The organism is Variovorax sp. Soil_C_33, assembly GCF_057656935.1.
The window spans coordinates 36343-53349 of record NZ_JBDGJK010000003.1 but is presented as its reverse complement, the minus strand read 5'-3'; the positions used below and the strand labels follow the sequence as shown (position 1 = coordinate 53349).

At 69.0% G+C, this 17007-nt stretch carries 15 protein-coding genes and 1 pseudogene; 13 read left to right on the top strand and 3 right to left on the bottom strand.

From position 1 onward, the window contains the following. Nucleotides 1–92: 92 nt before the first annotated feature. Nucleotides 93–1040: a helix-turn-helix transcriptional regulator gene (locus AC3A6B_RS05590; RefSeq protein ID WP_487835771.1), complete on the top strand. Its 948-nt coding sequence runs from the start codon at nt 93–95 to the stop codon at nt 1038–1040. A 16-nt stretch (nt 1041–1056) separates the two neighbouring features. Here the strand turns inward: AC3A6B_RS05590 and AC3A6B_RS05585 are convergent, their stop codons facing one another. Next, the gene (locus AC3A6B_RS05585) at nt 1057–2088 is read right to left on the bottom strand and encodes an aldo/keto reductase (RefSeq protein WP_487835770.1); all 1032 of its coding nucleotides are present in this window, start codon (nt 2086–2088) and stop codon (nt 1057–1059) included. 29 nt (nt 2089–2117) lie between these two features. Next, nucleotides 2118–3305 carry an MFS transporter gene (locus AC3A6B_RS05580; RefSeq protein WP_487835769.1) on the bottom strand — a complete coding sequence of 396 codons (1188 nt, stop codon included), beginning with the start codon at nt 3303–3305 and terminating at the stop codon, nt 2118–2120. Nucleotides 3306–3384: 79 nt separating this feature from the next. On the opposite strand from AC3A6B_RS05580, the gene AC3A6B_RS05575 reads away from it, so the two are divergent. The 10 genes from AC3A6B_RS05575 to AC3A6B_RS05530 all read left to right on the top strand — a co-directional run bounded on the left by AC3A6B_RS05575 (nt 3385) and on the right by AC3A6B_RS05530 (nt 13308). Beyond that, nucleotides 3385–4305 (top strand): LysR family transcriptional regulator, encoded by a 921-nt coding sequence (locus AC3A6B_RS05575; RefSeq protein ID WP_487835768.1) that lies wholly within the window; start codon nt 3385–3387, stop codon nt 4303–4305. Continuing rightward, the gene (locus AC3A6B_RS05570; RefSeq protein ID WP_487835767.1) at nt 4302–4925 is read left to right on the top strand and encodes a paraquat-inducible protein A; all 624 of its coding nucleotides are present in this window, start codon (nt 4302–4304) and stop codon (nt 4923–4925) included. Before AC3A6B_RS05575 ends, AC3A6B_RS05570 begins: the two co-directional genes overlap by 4 nt. After that, a complete protein-coding gene (locus AC3A6B_RS05565; RefSeq protein WP_487835766.1) occupies nt 4922–5599 on the top strand; it encodes a paraquat-inducible protein A in 678 nt (225 codons plus the stop codon). The genes AC3A6B_RS05570 and AC3A6B_RS05565 overlap by 4 nt, the downstream gene beginning before the upstream one ends. Next, entirely contained in the window at nt 5596–7221 is a 1626-nt protein-coding gene (locus AC3A6B_RS05560; RefSeq protein WP_487835765.1) for a PqiB family protein, read from the top strand. Before AC3A6B_RS05565 ends, AC3A6B_RS05560 begins: the two co-directional genes overlap by 4 nt. Beyond that, entirely contained in the window at nt 7218–7820 is a 603-nt protein-coding gene (locus AC3A6B_RS05555) for a PqiC family protein (RefSeq protein ID WP_487835764.1), read from the top strand. Before AC3A6B_RS05560 ends, AC3A6B_RS05555 begins: the two co-directional genes overlap by 4 nt. Before the next feature lies 1 nt (nt 7821). Then, on the top strand, nt 7822–8364 hold the full coding sequence (locus AC3A6B_RS05550) for a methylated-DNA--[protein]-cysteine S-methyltransferase (RefSeq protein ID WP_487835763.1): 543 nt from the start codon (nt 7822–7824) through the stop codon (nt 8362–8364). Nucleotides 8365–8505: 141 nt separating this feature from the next. Beyond that, on the top strand, nt 8506–9672 hold the full coding sequence (locus AC3A6B_RS05545; protein WP_487835762.1) for a DegT/DnrJ/EryC1/StrS family aminotransferase: 1167 nt from the start codon (nt 8506–8508) through the stop codon (nt 9670–9672). Next, the gene (locus AC3A6B_RS05540; protein WP_487835761.1) at nt 9666–10616 is read left to right on the top strand and encodes a glycosyltransferase family 2 protein; all 951 of its coding nucleotides are present in this window, start codon (nt 9666–9668) and stop codon (nt 10614–10616) included. Before AC3A6B_RS05545 ends, AC3A6B_RS05540 begins: the two co-directional genes overlap by 7 nt. 66 nt (nt 10617–10682) lie before the next feature. Further along, nucleotides 10683–11888: a multidrug effflux MFS transporter gene (locus AC3A6B_RS05535; RefSeq protein ID WP_487835760.1), complete on the top strand. Its 1206-nt coding sequence runs from the start codon at nt 10683–10685 to the stop codon at nt 11886–11888. Between the two features lie 4 nt (nt 11889–11892). Beyond that, nucleotides 11893–13308, top strand: a complete 1416-nt coding sequence (locus AC3A6B_RS05530) for an MFS transporter (protein ID WP_487835759.1) — start codon at nt 11893–11895, stop codon at nt 13306–13308. A 178-nt stretch (nt 13309–13486) separates the two neighbouring features. Here the strand turns inward: AC3A6B_RS05530 and AC3A6B_RS05525 are convergent. Next, nucleotides 13487–13891, bottom strand: a pseudogene (locus AC3A6B_RS05525) (aminotransferase class I/II-fold pyridoxal phosphate-dependent enzyme); the annotation flags it as partial. A 71-nt stretch (nt 13892–13962) separates the two neighbouring features. On the opposite strand from AC3A6B_RS05525, the gene AC3A6B_RS05520 reads away from it, so the two are divergent. Then, the gene (locus tag AC3A6B_RS05520) at nt 13963–15351 is read left to right on the top strand and encodes an FAD-containing oxidoreductase (RefSeq protein ID WP_487835758.1); all 1389 of its coding nucleotides are present in this window, start codon (nt 13963–13965) and stop codon (nt 15349–15351) included. After that, complete coding sequence (locus AC3A6B_RS05515) at nt 15348–16952, top strand: MFS transporter (RefSeq protein ID WP_487835757.1); 1605 nt, start codon at nt 15348–15350, stop codon at nt 16950–16952. Before AC3A6B_RS05520 ends, AC3A6B_RS05515 begins: the two co-directional genes overlap by 4 nt. Nucleotides 16953–17007: the final 55 nt, after the last annotated feature.

Genomic DNA, 17007 nt, shown 5'->3' with positions numbered 1-17007 from the left:
GAGAACTGTTTTCTTATTGCCGGGCGCCCCGAGGTGTCGACTGATGCTTATGGCGTATCAATCCGGCCTCTCAAATTCATTGGATTCCCAGCATGATGCTGTCTTCATTGTTGCAACGAGCCGCGGCCACGTCGCTGTCGGACGCGCAGGTCTTCGCATCGGCGCCGACGTTGAATGACGGCGACCTGAACGGCGGCCCGCCGCCGCAGCTCTATTCGGAGGCCCAGCTGTCCATGCCGGAAACGACGGGTCGCCGTGGCGAAGCGTCGGGCATCGTCGGCGATCTGCTCGGCGCCGGCAGCATCGAGGCGCGCGGCCGCCTGGTGCGCGGCATGCTGCATGCCATCGGCTTCGAGTGGCTGAGCTACGGCACGGTCTCCTACCTGCGCGGGCAGTCGTGGCCCTTGAGTTTCTTCACGAGCTATGCGCATCAGGAGTGGGTGCAGCGTTATTTTTCGCAGCGCCACTACGAAGTGGACACGCGGCACCAGGACGCGCCGGCTTCGAGCCTGCCGCTGCTGTGGGACGTGAGCCGGCTGGAAGCTTCGGCTGCGGGCCCGGACCCGACAGGACGGCGTCGCCGCTTTCTCGACGATTTCCGCGCCAGCGGGATCCGAAGCGGTCTCTTCTTCCGCCTGGCTTCACCCACGCATGTGAACGAGCACACGGTGATCAGCCTCCAATCCAGCGCGCCGAGCTGCGGCTGGATCACCGACAGCGTGGTCGGCCAGTCGCTGATGCTGAGCCTCAGCGTGCATGAGTACCTGTCGCGCCATGCGCGCGTGCCGGCCGCGCCGGCGGCAGCGCGCGCCGAGATGTCGGGCATGTCGGCCACGCAGCAGTACATCCTCGAGCACCTGCTGCAGGGCCGCAGCGACAAGGAGATTGCCTACCGCCTGCATTTGTCGGCCCACACCGTGGACTACCACATGCGGCAGCTGCGGCGCCGCTTCGCCGCGCGCAACCGGGTGCAGCTGGTGAACGCGGCAACGCAGTCGCAGTTCGGCGAGAGCAACTTCGGCGTCGTCGATCAGACCTAGGGCCTGTTAACAGGCCCTAGACCGGCGCCGGGCTGCGCTCCGCGAACTGCCCGTTCCAGTACGGGTAGTAGGGGTAGGGCGGCGTCACCGCGCTGGCGGCATCGAGCTTCGCGACCTGCTCGCGCGTGAGCTGCCAGCCGAGCGCGCCGAGGTTCTGCTTCAACTGCTCCTCGTCGCGTGCGCCGATCAGCACGCTCGCGACGGTAGGGCGCTGCAGAAGCCAGTTGAGCGCGATCTGCGGCAGGGTCCTGCCGGTCTCTTCCGCCACCTGGTCCATCGCATCGATCACGCGGTACAGGCGCTCCTCGTCCACCGGCGGCGCGAAGCCGGCCGTGTCGCGCAGCCGGCTGCCCGCGGGCAGCGGCCGGCCGCGCCGGATCTTGCCGGTCAGGCGGCCCCAACCCAGCGGGCTCCAGACGATCGCGCCCACGCCCTGGTCGATGGCGAGCGGCATCAGCTCCCATTCGTAGTCGCGTCCTGCCAGCGAGTAGTAGGTCTGGTTCGCGACGTAGCGCGAGAGGCCCAAGCGGTCCGATGCGGCCAGCGACTTCATCAGCTGCCAGCCCGAGAAATTGGAGACGCCGATGTAGCGCACCTTGCCGGCGCGCACCAGGTCGTCGAGCGTGCGCAGCACCTGCTCGACCGGCGTCATGGCATCGAAGGCATGCAGCTGCAGCAGGTCGATGTAGTCGGTGCCCAGCCGCTCGAGCGCCGCGTCGGTGCCGGCGATCAGGTGATGGCGCGAGGAGCCGACGTCGTTCGGCCCGTCGCCCGCGCGCAGCGAGAGCTTGGTCGAGAGGATCACCTTGTCGCGCCGGCCCTTGACCGCGGCGCCGAGAATCGATTCGGAGGCGCCGCTCGAATACACGTCGGCGCTGTCGAAGAGGTTGACGCCGGCCTCGAGGCAGATGTCGACGATGCGGCGCGCGCCGGCGACGTCGGTGTTGCCCCAGGCGCTGAAGAGCGGGCCCTGGCCGCCGAAGGTGCCGGCGCCGAAGCCGAGGGCCGGCACCTTGAAGCCGGAGCTGCCGAGATAGCGATGTTCCATGACGAGTCCTTGGAGTTGGAATGAATGATTCAGCTGCGCGCGGGCGCGCAGGCCAGCGGCAGCTCGCGCCGGTCGAGCGCACGGCTCCAGAGCGCGATCGCGAGGCCAGCCAGCGTGAGCAGCGCGGCGACCCAGCCGAGCGCGCCGAGGCCCGGGCCGCGGTCGATCACCACGCCGCCGACCCAGGCGCCGAGCGCATTGCCCAGATTGAAGGCCGCGATGTTGAGGCTGGATGCCAGGTTCTGCCCGGCGCCGGATGCTTTGTCGAGCACGCGCAGCTGCAGCGGCGCGACGGTCGCGAAGGCCGCGATGCCGAGCAGGCCGACGAACAGCGCCGCCGTCACGCCCGAGTGGAGCGCCGGCTCCATCACGGCCAGCACCACGGCGAGCGCCGCCAGGGTGCCCAGGACGGCCGGCATCAGCGCGCGGTCGGCCAGCTTGCCGCCCAGGATGTTGCCCACCGCGAGGCCGCCGCCGAAGAGCAGCAGGATCGGCGACACCGCGGCTTCGGACAAGCCGGTGATGCGGGTCAGGAGCGGCTGGATGTAGGTGAACACCGCGAACACGCCGGCAAAGCCGAGCACCGTCATCGCGAGCCCGAGCAGCACCTGCGGCCGGGCCAGAACCGCGAGCTCATCGGCGAGCGAGGCCGGGGCCTGCTTGTCGGCGGCCCGATCGCGCGGCACGAAGACCGCGAGCACCGCGAGGGCGAAGACGCCGATCAGCGCCACGGCCCAGAAAGTCGAGCGCCAGCCGAACTGCAGGCCCAGCCAGGCGCCGGCCGGCACGCCGAGCATGGTGGCGGCCGTGAGGCCGGTGAACATGACCGCGATCGCCGAGGCGCGCTTCTCCGGTGCCACCAGGCCCGTGGCCACCACCGAGCCGACGCCGAAGAAGGTGCCGTGTGCGAGCGAGGTGATGACGCGCGCGGCCATCAGCATCTCGTAGTTGGGCGCCAGCGCACAGGCGATGTTGCCGAGCGTGAAGATCGCCATCAGCGCGAGCAGCACGGTCTTGCGCGGCACGCGCCGCGTGGCGATGGTGAGCAGCGGCGCGCCGACCGCGACCCCGAGGGCGTAGCCCGAGGTCAAGAGGCCGGCGGCCGCGATGGAGACATGAAGATCCGCCGAGACCTGCAGCAGCAGGCCCATGATGACGAATTCGGTGGTGCCTATACCGAAGGCACCGGCGGTGAGGGCGAGGAGGGCGATGGGCATGATGCCTCGTACTGTGCGGGCGATGGGCTTGCGTGACTAGAATGCCGCTCGGACACACAACTGTGAGTTCAATTCACATATGGCGCGCATCGAAGTAAACCGCTCCGGCGAGATGGAAGCCTTCGTCCAAGTGGTCGACCGCGGCAGCTTCTCGGCAGGCGCGCGGGTGCTAGGCATGACGCCTTCGGCCGTCAGCAAGCTGGTCGCGCGGCTGGAGGCGCGGCTGGCCACGCAACTGGTGCACCGCTCGACGCGCAAGCTGCAGCTCACGCCCGAGGGCCAGAACTTCTACGAGCGCAGCGTGCGCGTGCTGGCCGACATGGACGAGGCTGAGCGCTGCGCCGCGGCCGGCGCCGCGCCGCGCGGGCGCGTGCGCATCAACGCCAGCATCTCCTTCGGCCATCGCCTGTTGATGCCGCTGGTGCCGCGCTTTCTCGAACTGCATCCGCAGGTGACGCTGGACATCGTGCTGACCGACCGCGTGGTCGACCTGATGGACGAGCGCACCGACATCGCGATCCGCTGGGGTCCGCTGCCGCCCTCCGACCTGGTGGCGCGCCATCTCTTCGATACGGGCCAGGCCATCGTCGCTTCGCCCGCCTACCTGGAACGCTACGGCACGCCGCGCACGCCGCAGGAACTGGAGGCGCACAACCGCATCGGCTCCAGCTACCACCGCAGCGCGCCCGACTGGCCGCTCCTGGTCGACGGGCGCTCGATCGACATGCCGGTGGTGGGCTCGGTGCGTGCCGGCGACGGGGAAACACTGCGCCGGCTGGTGATGGAAGGCGTCGGGCTGGGACGGCTGTCGCTCTATCACATCCAGCCCGACATCGAGGCCGGCCGGCTGGTGCCGGTGCTGGAGGAATTCAATCCGCGCGACATGACGCCCGTGCATGCCGTCTACCTGGGCAAGCCCGGCCGCCTGCCGGCGCGGGTGCGCGCCGTGCTCGACCACCTGTCGGCGCAGCTCGCCGACAATAGCTGGTCACGACCATGAAGGAAGTTCCCGACGCCATCGTCTGCGAGGGCTGCGACGCTGTCTATCGCCGCACGCCGCTGCGCCCGCGCGAGGTCTCGCACTGCGCCCGCTGCGGCACCGAGCTCGACCGGCATGCCGGCGACCAGGGTGCGCGCGTGCTGCCGCTCACGGTGGCGAGCCTGATCCTGTTCGCGATCGCCAACCTGTTTCCGATCGTCGAGATCGAATTGCGCGGCCTCGGCAGCGAGACGACGCTGGCCGGCGCTGTGATCGTGCTCAGCGCCGAGGGCATGTCGGTGGTGGCGCTGCTGGTGCTGGCCACCACCATCCTCTTTCCCTTGCTGCAGCTGTGCATCCTGTTCTACCTGCTGGTGCCGATGGCGCGCGAGCGGCGGCCGGCCGGCTTCGGCGTGCTGGTGCGGATCCTGCAGTCTCTCAGGCCGTGGGGAATGATCGAGGTCTTTCTGCTCGGCGTGCTGGTGGCCATCGTCAAGCTCTCGAGCCTGGCGCAGGTGGTGGCCGGGCCCGCGCTGTGGGCCTTCATGGGCCTCACGGTGCTGCTGACGGCGGTGCTGTCCTTCAACCCCCGCACCTTCTGGGAAATGGCCTTCGAGCCGCGGCCGGGACAGAAGGCATGACGGCAGCGGCGCCGATCAGGACGGCGGCGCAGCTCGGGCTCCTGAGTTGCCACCACTGCGGCACCGTCTGGCAGCGCGCCGCGGAGGGTGAGGCCTGCGGGCGCTGCGGCACGCACCTGCATCGCCGCAAGCCTCACAGCATCCAGCGCACCTGGGCCTTGCTGATCGCGGCCTGCATCATGTACGTGCCGGCCAACCTGCTGCCGGTGATGGTCACCAAGAGCCTGCTGGGCACGCAGTACGACACCATCCTCTCCGGCGTGATCTACTTCTGGGTCTCGGGCGCCTACGGGCTGGCGGCGATCATCTTCATCGCCAGCTTCCTGGTGCCGCTGTTCAAGCTGACGGCGCTGATGCTGCTGGCTTACATGGCCCAGCGGCACAGCCCCGCCGGGCAACTCGAACGCGCGCGGCTCTATCGCATCCTCGAGGTGATCGGCCGCTGGTCGATGCTCGATGTCTTCGTGGTGTCGCTCTTGGCCGGCCTGGTGCGCATCCAGGGCTTCGCCGAGATCACGGCCGGCGTCGGCATCGCCGCCTTCGGCGCGGTGGTGGTGCTGACGATGCTGGCCTCGCTGAGCTTCGATCCGCGCCTGACCTGGGACAGCAAGGACGTCATGGACGAAACGGAATCCGCGCACGACATGCACGGAAGAAAAGAAGGGATTGCATGAGCGAGGAAGACAAGACGCCGCCGCTGGCCGAACCGGTTGTCGCCAGGCGCCGCAACTGGCTGCCCTCGCTGATCTGGTTGATACCCATCGTGGCAGCGCTGGTCGGCATTGCGCTGGTGGCGCGGATCCTGATCGACCGCGGGCCCGAAGTGGTGCTCACCTTCAAGACCGCCGAAGGGCTGGAGGCCGGCAAGACCGCGGTCAAGTACAAGGACGTGCAGATCGGCACGGTGCAGACCATTCGGCTCGCCAACGACCGCTCGCATGTGCGCGTGCTGGTGCAGCTCACGAAGGAGGCCAAGGGCTTCACCGCCGAGGACACGCGCTTCTGGGTGGTGCGGCCGCGGCTCGACACCTCGGGCATCTCGGGCCTCGGCACCTTGCTGTCCGGCGCCTACATCGGCGCCGACGCCGGCAGCTCGGAAGAGACGGCCGGCGAGTTCACCGGGCTCGAGGTGCCGCCGATCGTCACGCGCGACGCCTCGGGGCGGCAGTACCTGCTGCGTGCCCGCGACGTGGGCTCGCTCGACATCGGCTCGCCTGTGTACTTCAGGCGCATCAAGGTGGGCCAGCTCGCGGCCTACGAACTCGACGGCGACGGCCGCGGCGTCACGCTGCGCGTGTTCGTGAATGCGCCCTACGACAAGTTCGTCGGCGTCAACACGCGCTTCTGGCATGCGAGCGGCCTCGACGTGGAGCTGAGCGCGAGCGGCGTCAAGCTGCGCACCCAGTCGCTGGCCACGGTGCTGCTCGGCGGCATCGCCTTTCAGGCGCCCGACGACGCGATGGGCCCGGCGGCGCAGGAGAACGCCGCCTTCACGCTGGCCGCCGACGAAAGCACGGCGATGAAGGCACCGGACGGGCCCTCGCAGACGCTGCTCTTGTACTTCAACCAGTCGCTGCGCGGCCTGTCGCCCGGCGCGGTGGTCGATTTCCGCGGCGTGGAGATCGGCGAGGTCAAGTCCATCGGCGTCGAGTTCGACCGCCAGGAGAACCAGTTCAAGATGCCGGTGCTGATCCAGGTCTACCCCGATCGCCTGCGTCGCGGCGCGGGCAACGAACCGGACGAGTCGCGCTACGCACAGACCGAGCGCCTGCGCTTCCTGGTCGCCAAGGGGCTGCGGGCGCAGCTTCGCACGGGCAACCTGCTCACGGGCCAGGTGTACGTGGCGCTCGACTTCTTCCCGAAGGCGCCGCAGGCGAGGATCGACGTCAACAAGAACCCGATCGAGATGCCGACGGTGCCCAACAGCCTGGACGAGATCCAGGCGCAGATCGGCGAGATCGCGAGCAAGCTCAACAAGGTGCCGTTCGAGGAGATCGGCGCCGACCTGCGCAAGACGCTGGTCACGCTCGACAAGACGCTCGCCAGCGCCGAGCAGCTTGCAGGCCGGCTGAACAACGATGTCGCACCAGAGATGACGGCCGCGATGAAGGATGTGCGCAAGACGCTCAACGCCGCCGACAAGACGCTGGCCGACGATTCGCCGCTGCAGCAGGACATGCGCCAGACGCTGCAGGAGGTGACACGCGCGGCGGGGTCGCTGCGCATCCTGACCGACTACCTGGAACGCCATCCCGAATCGCTGATCCGCGGCAAGCCGGAGGACAAGAAGAAATGAGAACGACAAACACCCGGTCGGCGGCCTTGCTCGCTGCGATGCTGTTGGCGGGCTGCGCCAGCAACGCGCCGCAGTACTACAGCCTGGCCGATGCGACGCCGGGCGCGATACCCGGGTCGGGCACGGCGCCTGCTTTCGTCGAACTCGCGCCGGTGGCCATGCCCGAGCGCTTCGCGCGCCCGCAGCTGGTGGTACGGCAGAAGGCCGCCGTCGACGGGCCGCAGGTCGATATCCTCGAAGAGCACCGCTGGTCCTCCTCGTTCGAGAACGAACTGCGCGACGCCTTGAGCAGCGGCATCGCGGGCCGCCTCGGCGCTGTTGATGCAACGAAGAGCGGATCGCCGCGCGGCCAGGCCGTGACGCGCATCGCGGTGCAGTTGCGGCAATTCGATGCGGTGCAAGGCAGCCGCGTCGATGCCGGCTTCAGCTGGACCGTGCGCCGCGGCGATCAAGGAGCGTCGCTCGCTTGCCAGCTCTCGCTGTCGGAGCCGGTCGAGGGCGCCGGCATCGATGCGCTGGCCCGCGGCGCCCAGCGCACTACGGCGAAGCTGGCCGACGCGATTGCACGCAGCGTGACGGCCAACGCCTGCGCGAGCTGAGATGAACGACGGCGGCTTCGCACTGTTCGACACCGCCATCGGCGCCTGCGGCGTCGCCTGGGGTCCGCGCGGCATCGTCGGCGTGCGGTTGCCCGAAGCCGGGGAGGGCGCCACGCGCGCGCGCATGCAGCGGCGCTTTGCGCAGTTGAACGAGACCGAGCCGCCGCCCGAAGTGCAGAAGGCGACGGCCTCGATTCGCGCCCTGATGGCGGGCGAGCCGCTGGACCTGTCGGAGATCGTGCTCGACTACGAGGGCGTCTCCGACTTCCATCGCCGCGTCTACGAGATCGCACGCCGCATCGTGCCGGGGCGCACGCGCAGCTACGGCGAAATCGCCGCCGAGCTCGGCGACAAGGGCCTGGCGCGCGCTGTCGGCCAGGCGCTGGGCCACAACCCTTTCGCGCCGGTGGTGCCCTGCCATCGCGTGCTCGCCGCCGGCGGCAAGCCCGGCGGCTTCTCGGCGCACGGCGGCGCGACGGCGAAGCTCAAGATGCTGATGATCGAAGGCGCAAGGCCAGACAGCGATACCGCACCCTTGTTCTGAGATGTCACGCGCCTGCCATGTGGCAAGGCGAGCAGTTGTCCGACACATCACATACTGTTAAAAGTGCGACATTGAGTACTACAAAAGCATTTGCGCGTGCAGCTGGGGGACTCGATGCCGATACGAAGCAAAGACAATTTCTTGGTCTTCGGTTCTCCGAAGATCGAGGAAGACGAGATTCAGGAGATCGAGGCCGTCATGCGCTCGGGCTGGCTCGGCACAGGTCCGCGGGTCGCGCAGTTCGAGCATGATTTCGGCGTCTACCGCGGTGCGGCGCATGCCGTGGCGCTGAACTCCTGCTCCGCTGCACTTCATCTTTCCTTGCTGGCCTCCGGCGTCGGGCCGGGCGACGAAGTCATCACCACGCCGCTGACCTTTTGCGCAACGGTCAACGCCATCATTCACACCGGGGCGACGCCGGTGCTGGCCGACATCGACCCCGGCACGCTGAACATCGATCCGGTTCAGGTGCGAGCCAAGTTGAGCAAGCGCACGCGTGCCGTCGTGCCGGTTCACTTCGCGGGGCGGCCCTGCGAAATGGACGAGTTGATGGCGCTGGCGCGGCAGTACGAGCTCAAGGTCATCGAGGACTGCGCGCACGCCATCGAGACGCAGTACCACGGCCAGAACGTCGGCACGATCGGCGACTTCGGCTGCTTCTCGTTCTACGTGACCAAGAACGTCGTTACCGGCGAAGGCGGCATGGTCCTGGCGCGCAAGGAGGAGGACGCGGCCCGCATCAAGGTGCTCGGCCTGCACGGGATGAGCAAGGACGCGTGGAAGCGCTTCGGCGACGAAGGCTACAAGCACTACTACGTCGTCGAGGCCGGGTTCAAGTACAACATGATGGACCTGCAGGCGGCGATCGGACTCAAGCAACTGGCGCGCGTCGAGACGTACTGGCAGCGGCGCAAGGCCATCTGGCAGCGCTACCTCGACGAGCTGGCGGACCTTCCGCTGACGCTGCCCCCGAAGCCGGCGCCGGACACGCGCCACGCACACCATCTTTTCAGCGTGCAGATCGAAGCGGCGCGCTGCGGCATCTCGCGCGATGCCTTCCTCGACGCCATGACGGCGCAGGGCATCGGCGTCGGCGTGCACTACCTGGCACTGACCGAGCATCCCTACTATCAGCAGAGCCTCGGCTGGCGGCCCGAGCACACGCCGCATGCCACGCGCGCGGGCAGGCGGACCGTTTCGCTGCCGATCTCCGCCAAGCTGAGCGACCAGGACGTCGGCGACGTGATCTCTGCGGTGCGGCTGATCCTGGAGCGGCATGCAGCGCTGGCATCGACCGCACCGTGCTGATTTCGATCCTCATCCCGGCTTACGCACGGCCGGAACAATTGGGTGAAGCGCTGGCAAGCATCGCGCTGCAGGACCGCTCGCTGATCGGCGAGATCATCATCGGCGACGACAGCCCGCGCTCGTACTGGGCAAGCAACCAGGCGGTCATCGCGGCGAGCGGCCTGGCGGAGCTGGTCGAATATCTGCCGAGCGAACCGCCGAAGGGGACCTACCCCAACCAGTGGTTCCTGGCTTCGCGGGCGAAGCACGATCATCTGCTTTTCCTGCACAACGACGACCAGCTCTGCCCCGGCGCGCTGGGCCTGCTGGCGAACGCCTGCGCCAACGAGACCGATCCGCGCGTGAAGCTGTGGTTCGGCACGCACCTGATCATGGACGAGGCGGGCGTGGTCGATCCCGAGCGAACCACCGCCAGCGACCACTGGTTCGGCAGGCAGGGCGCGGGCGCCACACGCCCGGTGTGGGAGTGGTGCCTGACGGAGTCCATCCCCTCCAATGCCTTCCTGGTGGAGAAGGCAAGCTACCTGCAATACATGCGCGGTGAGCACGACGGCAACGTGGGGGATTGGGCCTTTTCGGTACGTCTGGCCAACAGCGGCGCCTGGGCGCACTTCATCGGGCGGGTCGTATCGCGCTACAGGGTGCAGGCCGGATCCGTCACCAGCGCCGGGCGCGGCGTCGACGCCCACCGGGCCTACGAGCTGGCGTGCGAATTGCGCGTGCCTCCCGAAATGGAAGCCGCGAAGCGCAAGCGCTTCAACCGGTACATGCTGGTCGTGGCCGTGCGCTATGCGCGGGATGGCGAACGCATGAACGCATGGCGCGCCTTCCTTTCGCCCGACGTTCCCTGGCGGGAGCGATTCTCCCTTCGTTCGGGCTTGGTGCTCTCGATGCTGCTGACGCCGCGGCCGTTGTGGCTCTGGGCGCTGCACTACAAGACCTGAGCCGCTAGCACAGCGCGCGGCATCATGCTGCGCAACGCCCATTGCCGCCTTGGCGACAATGGGCGCATGACTTCTTCGCGCTTCTTCAGGATCGCGCTCGTGCTGGGCCTCCTGTCGGCCATCGGTCCGTTCGCGATCGACATGTACCTGCCCGCGCTGCCGGAGATCGGCGCGAGCCTCGGCGCCGGCATCGGCCCGGTGCAGATGAGCCTGACGGCTTTCTTCATCTCGCTCGGCGTCGGGCAGTTGCTGTACGGGCCGGTGTCGGACATGGTGGGACGCAAGCCGCCGCTGTACTTCGGGCTCGGGCTGTTCGCGCTGGCCAGCATCGGCTGCGCGCTCGCGACCGACATCCAGACCCTGATCGCGCTGCGCTTCGTGCAGGGGCTCGGCGCCGCGGCCGGCATGGCGATTCCGCGCGCCGTGGTGCGCGACCTGCACACCGGCAACGATGCAGCGCGGCTGATGTCCTTGCTGATGCTGGTGTTCAGCGTGTCGCCGATCCTGGCGCCCTTGGCCGGCAGCGGCGTGATCGCCTTCGCCGGCTGGCGCGGCGTGTTCTGGGCCGTGACGCTGGCCGCCGTCGCCGGCCTCGCGCTGATGGGCGCGACGCTGAAGGAAACCCGGCCTGCCGAAGAGCGGGTGGAGAGCAGCCTGGCGAGCGCGCTTCGCGCCTACCGCGTGCTGCTGCGCGATACGCACTATCTCGGCCTGGTCTTCATCGGCGCTTTCGCGATGGCTGGCTTCTTCGTCTACCTGGCCAACTCGTCCTTCGTGATGATCGACCACTACGGGCTCTCGCCGACGCTCTACAGCCTGGCCTTCGGCATCAATGCGGCCGCCTTCTTCGGCGCCGCGCAGCTCAACGGCGCGCTGTGCGAGCGCTTCGGCATCGTGCGCGTGGTCAGGGCCAGCGTGAGTGCCTGCGGGCTCGTCATGGCGGCGATGTTCGCCTACTACCTGGCCGGCGGCGACCGCCTGGCGGTGCTGATCGTGCTGTACTTCGTCGCCAGCGGCTTCATGGGCCTGGTCATTCCCACCACCTCGGTGCTGGCGCTCGAGAAACACGGCGCGATCGCCGGCACGGCATCGGCCCTGCTGGGCACCCTGCAGATGCTGACCGGCGCGGTGGTGATGGCGGTGATCGGCCTGTTCACCGACGGCCGGCCCTTGCCGATGGTGACGGGCATGGCCGCTGGTGCGCTGATCGCGGTGGTGCTGACATGGTTCACGCTCGGCGGCCGGCAGCCGGCGGCTTATGCGGCGCGCTGAGCCAATGACCGGCGCGCAATCATCGCTGTTCGACGGCCTGCCGCTGCCGCAGCGCCGGCACGCGATGCTGGTGATCATTCTCGGCATCGCGGTCGCGGTGCTCGACGGCACCATCGTCAACCTCGCGCTGCCCGGGATCGCGCGCGAGCTCCATGCCGATCCGGCGCATGCGATCTGGGTGGTCAACGCCTACCAGATCGCCACGCTGGTGATGCTGCTGCCGCTGGCCTCGCTCGGCGACCTGGTGGGCTACCGGCGCGTCTACCTGGTGGGCATGGCGCTGTTCGCCTTCGCCTCGCTCGGCGCCGTGCTGGCGGATTCGCTCGCGACGCTAATCGCCGCGCGCGCGGTGCAGGGGCTGGGCGCCGCCGGCATCATGAGCGTCAACGCGGCGCTGGTGCGGCTGATCTACCCCAGGGCGCAGCTCGGCCGCGGCATGGCGATCAACTCGATGGTGGTGGCGACCGCGTCGGTGGCAGGGCCCTCGGTGGCGGCGGCGATCCTGTCGGTGGCCTCGTGGCCCTGGCTGTTCGTGCTCAATGTGCCGCTGGGCGCGCTGGTGCTGGCGCTGGGCTTCTACGCACTGCCGGCCAACCGCGTGGCGGCCGCGGCCGGCGCGCGCTTCTCGTTCGTCGACGTGGCGCTCAACGTGCTGATGTTTTCGCTCATCTTCATCGGCGCCGACCGGCTCGGTGTGCGCAGCAGCGATGCAGGGCAGGGCGCGCAACCCGTGGCCTGGGCGCTGCTGCTGGCCGGCGTGGCGGTCGGCTTCGTCTACCTGCGGCGCCAGCGCGCGCTGGCCGTGCCCCTCTTTCCGGTCGACCTGCTGCGCATCCCGGTGTTCGCGTTGTCGATGGGCACCTCGGTGGCGGCCTTCTGCGCGCAGATGCTGTCCTTCATCGCGCTGCCTTTTCTGCTGCTCGACACCTACGGGCGCTCGCACGTGGAGGCCGGCCTCCTGATCACCGCCTGGCCGCTGGCGATCGTGGTGATGGCGCCGATCGCGGGCCGGCTGATCGGTCGCTATCCCGACGGCCTGCTGGGCGGCATCGGCCTCGGGCTGCTCGCCGTCGGCCTGACATTGCTCGCCGCGCTGCCCGCGCAGCCGGGTAATGCCGACATCGTGTGGCGCATGGCGCTGTGCGGACTGGGCTTCGGCCTGTTCCAGTCGCCCAACAACCACACCATCGTGACCTCGCCGCCCGCGCACCGCAGCGGCGCCGCCAGCGGCATGCTGGGCACGGCGCGGCTCACCGGCCAGACGCTGGGCGCCGTGCTGCTGGCCGCCATCTTCAGCGTCTGGAGCCCGCACGACGGCAAGGGCCAGGTGATCGCGCTCGGGCTGGCCGCCTGCTGCGCGGCCGTGGCGGCGGTGTGCAGCGCGTTGCGCACGCGCGAGCCCAGCACCCGCCACGCCTGAGCGGCGCGTCCCTTGCTTCAGCGCCGCGCAGCGGCCGTGACGATGCGTCCCAGTGTCGCCACCGCCTGCTCGCTGCGCGCATCCCATGGATGCCCGTCGTTGGGCCGCAGGCAGTTCGCGAAAGCGCGCTGGGCCGAGAAGATCGGCCCTGGCGCGATGCTGATGCCTTGCGCGAGCGCCTCGCGGTGGCGTCCGGAATCAGGCTGCCCAGCGGATTCTGGAAGCCGGTCATCAGCCAGCAGGCCTTGGGCCGGTGGCGCAGGATCGCACGCGCCAGCGCGTCGAGTTCGATGCCTTCGCTCGGATGGGTCGGCACCTCGATCGCTTCCAGTCCGTTGCGTTCCAGCGCCTGCAGCGCGGCATAGAAGGTCGGCGATTCGATCAGCACCGCGTCGCCCGGGCGCGTCGCCGCCGTGCGCGCCCGAGCCCCTGGGCCTCCAGCAGGGGCCTGGAACACGGTGGAGGAGCTCACGCCACGGCTGGCGCGGGCTTGGCGCACCGAAGGCAGGCGGTCGCCGGGACGCAGCACGCCGGCGCGGATGCAGTCCGCAATGCCGGCGGCCAATGACTCGTAACGCTTCATGTCGCTTCTGTTATCCGCATTTCGCATCTATCCTGCATGTCCTCTGTTCGCCTGATTGGAGCAGCATCCAAATGACCGAGAGATACGATTCCATCGTCATCGGAACCGGCCAGTCCGGGCCTTCATTGGCCGTGCGCCTGGCGCAGGCCGGCCGCAAGACCGCTGTCGTCGAGCGCAAGCTGTTCGGCGGCACCTGCGTCAACACCGGCTGCATCCCCACCAAGACCTTGATCGCGAGCGCGCGGGTCGCCTACCTGGCACGCCGCGCCGCCGACTTCGGCGTGATGGTCGATAACGTGCGCGTCGACATGGCGCGCATCAAGGCACGCAAGGATGCCGTGGTGCGGGCATCCAACCAGGGCGTCGAGCAATGGCTCAAGGGCACGCCGAATCTCACGGTGTACGAGGGGCACGCGCGCTTCGAGGGCCCGCGCATGATCCGGGTCGGCGACGCGCAGCTCGAGGCCGGCGAGATCTTCATCGACGTCGGCACGCGCGCGCATGTGCCGGACCTCCCCGGCCTGGGCGAGGTCGACCATCTCACGAATGGCGGCATGCTCGAGCTCGACACCCTGCCCGAGCACCTGGTGGTGGTCGGCGGGAGCTACATCGGCCTGGAGTTCGCCCAGATGTACCGGCGTTTCGGCGCCCGCGTCACCGTCGTCGAGATGGGCCCGCGGCTGATCTCGCGCGAGGACGAGGAGGTGTCGGCGGCGATCCGCGAGATCCTCGAAGGCGAGGGCATCGAGGTCCGGCTCAACGCCAAGTGCATCACGCTGGCGCGGCGCTCCCGCGGCATCGGCGTCGGTCTCGACTGCGAGGACGACCCGCGCGAGATCGAGGGCTCGCACCTGCTGCTCGCCGTCGGGCGCCGGCCGAACACCGACGACCTCGGGCTGGACAAGGCGGGCGTGAAGACCGATGCGCGCGGCTACATCACGGTGGACGAAGGGCTGCGTACCAGCGTGCCGGGCATCTGGGCACTCGGCGACGTCAACGGCCGCGGTGCCTTCACCCACACCTCCTATAACGATTACGAGATCGTGGCGGCCAACCTGCTCGACAACGATCGCCGCCGCGTCTCCGATCGGGTGCCCGCCTATGCGCTGTACATCGATCCGCCGCTGGGCCGGGCCGGCATGACCGAGCGCGAGCTCAGGCAGGACGGCCGCCGCGCGCTCGTCGCGAAACTGCCGATGAGCCGCGTCGGCCGCGCGAAGGAGCGCAGCGAGACGCAGGGCTTCATGAAGATCCTGGTCGACGCGTCGAGCCAGAAGATCCTTGGCGCCGCGATCCTCGGCATCGAGGGTGACGAAGTCATCCACTCGATCCTCGACGTGATGACCGCCGGCGCGCCGTACACGGTGCTCCAACGGGCGATGCACATCCATCCGACCGTCTCGGAATTCATTCCCACGCTGCTGGGCAAGCTGGAGCCCCTGGGAGCGCCCGGCCAATGACACAAATCGGCAAGCCGCCGGGCGACGACACGCTGATCCGGCACGGTTGCGAAGCGGTGCCGTGCCCCAAGGCTTCCAAGCCCTGGGTGCTGGCCGCCGCGATCGTCGGATCGAGCATGGCCTTCATTGACGGCACGGTGGTGAACGTGGCGCTGCCCGCGATCCAGAACGATCTGCGCGCGACGGCCTTCCAGGCGCAGTGGGTGGTGGAGTCCTATGCGCTCTTCCTCGCCGCGCTGCTGCTGGCGGGCGGTGCGCTCGGCGACCGCTTCGGGCGGCGGCGCATCTTTGCCCTCGGCATCGTGATCTTCGCGCTGGCCTCGGTGGGCTGCGCGCTCGCGGGCAGCGTGCAGCAGCTCATCCTCGCGCGTGCCGTGCAGGGCATCGGCGGCGCCTTGCTGGTGCCGGGCAGCCTGGCGCTGATCAGCGCCTCCTTTCCCGAGAAGGAGCGCGGGCGGGCGATCGGCACCTGGTCGGGTTTCAGCGGCATCACGGCCGCCATCGGGCCGGTGGTCGGCGGCTTCCTGGTCGACCACTACTCGTGGATCTGGGCCTTCCTCGTCAATGTGCCGATGGCCATTGCGGTGTTGCTGATCGTCTGGCGCCACGTCCCGGAAAGCCGCGGCAGCACTGCAAACGGCGGGCTGGATCTCTGGGGCGCGGCGCTCGCCACCGTCGCGCTCGGCGGCATCGTCTATGCGTTCATCGAGGCGCCCACGCAGGGCTGGAACTCGCCGGCCGTGCTGGCCGCGCTGGCCTCGGGCCTCGCGGCCAGCGCCGCCTTCGTGGTGGTCGAAGGCCGTGTCCGATCGCCGATGCTGCCGCTTTCGCTCATGCGCATCGGCAACTTCGGCGGCGCCAACCTGCTGACGCTGCTGCTCTATGCGGCGCTGGGCGGCGGGCTCTACTTCTTTCCGCTCAACCTGATCCAGGTGCAGGGCTACTCGGCCACGGTGGCCGGCGCGGCGCTCTTGCCCTTCATCCTGATCATGTTCGCGCTGTCGGGCTGGGCCGGGCAGCTGGTGGACCGCTTCGGCCCGCGGCTGCCGCTGGTGGTGGGTCCGGCCATCGCAGCGGCGGGCTTCGCGCTGTTCGCAGTGCCGGGCGTCGACGCCAACTACTGGACCGCCTTCCTCCCGGCCGTGGTGGTGCTCGGCTTCGGCATGACGATCACGGTCGCGCCGCTCACGACCACGGTGATGAACGCGGTCGGACCGGATTCGGCAGGCATCGCATCGGGCGTTAACAACGCGGTATCGCGCGCAGCCTCGGTGCTCGCGATCGCGGTCTTCGGCGTGGTGATGGCCTGGGTCTTCGACGCGATGCTGGCCCATGGCCTGCGCGAGGCGGGCGCATCGGCCGAAACCACCGCCTTCTTCGAAAACCAGCGCAGCAAGCTCGCGGGCGCGGAGATGCCGCCGGGCATCGATACGGCCGCGGCCGCCGCGCTCAAGAGAGCGGTCGCCGAATCCTTCGTGGCCGGTTTCCGCTGGGTCATGCTGCTCTGCGCCGGCCTGGCGCTGCTGAGTGCGCTGAGCGCGTGGATCATGATCGGCCGCGGTCCCGATCGCGCGGCCGTTCCCGCGTCCGCGCGCCGATAGTCCCCGCGCCGCGCCTGGCTCTTGCTCGGCCTTGCTTACGTCCTTTGCGTTAGCG

What these genes read in the sequence shown, in the direction of transcription:
- AC3A6B_RS05560 (WP_487835765.1), top strand. Translation starts at nt 5,596, where the DNA reads ATGAGCGAGGAAGACAAGACGCCGCCGCTGGCCGAACCGGTTGTCGCC.
- AC3A6B_RS05575 (WP_487835768.1), top strand. Translation starts at nt 3,385, where the DNA reads ATGGCGCGCATCGAAGTAAACCGCTCCGGCGAGATGGAAGCCTTCGTC.
- AC3A6B_RS05550 (WP_487835763.1), top strand. Translation starts at nt 7,822, where the DNA reads ATGAACGACGGCGGCTTCGCACTGTTCGACACCGCCATCGGCGCCTGC.
- AC3A6B_RS05515 (WP_487835757.1), top strand. Translation starts at nt 15,348, where the DNA reads ATGACACAAATCGGCAAGCCGCCGGGCGACGACACGCTGATCCGGCAC.
- AC3A6B_RS05555 (WP_487835764.1), top strand. Translation starts at nt 7,218, where the DNA reads ATGAGAACGACAAACACCCGGTCGGCGGCCTTGCTCGCTGCGATGCTG.
- AC3A6B_RS05530 (WP_487835759.1), top strand. Translation starts at nt 11,893, where the DNA reads ATGACCGGCGCGCAATCATCGCTGTTCGACGGCCTGCCGCTGCCGCAG.
- AC3A6B_RS05580 (WP_487835769.1), bottom strand. Translation starts at nt 3,305, where the DNA reads ATGCCCATCGCCCTCCTCGCCCTCACCGCCGGTGCCTTCGGTATAGGC.
- AC3A6B_RS05565 (WP_487835766.1), top strand. Translation starts at nt 4,922, where the DNA reads ATGACGGCAGCGGCGCCGATCAGGACGGCGGCGCAGCTCGGGCTCCTG.
- AC3A6B_RS05590 (WP_487835771.1), top strand. Translation starts at nt 93, where the DNA reads ATGATGCTGTCTTCATTGTTGCAACGAGCCGCGGCCACGTCGCTGTCG.
- AC3A6B_RS05570 (WP_487835767.1), top strand. Translation starts at nt 4,302, where the DNA reads ATGAAGGAAGTTCCCGACGCCATCGTCTGCGAGGGCTGCGACGCTGTC.
- AC3A6B_RS05520 (WP_487835758.1), top strand. Translation starts at nt 13,963, where the DNA reads ATGACCGAGAGATACGATTCCATCGTCATCGGAACCGGCCAGTCCGGG.
- AC3A6B_RS05585 (WP_487835770.1), bottom strand. Translation starts at nt 2,088, where the DNA reads ATGGAACATCGCTATCTCGGCAGCTCCGGCTTCAAGGTGCCGGCCCTC.
- AC3A6B_RS05535 (WP_487835760.1), top strand. Translation starts at nt 10,683, where the DNA reads ATGACTTCTTCGCGCTTCTTCAGGATCGCGCTCGTGCTGGGCCTCCTG.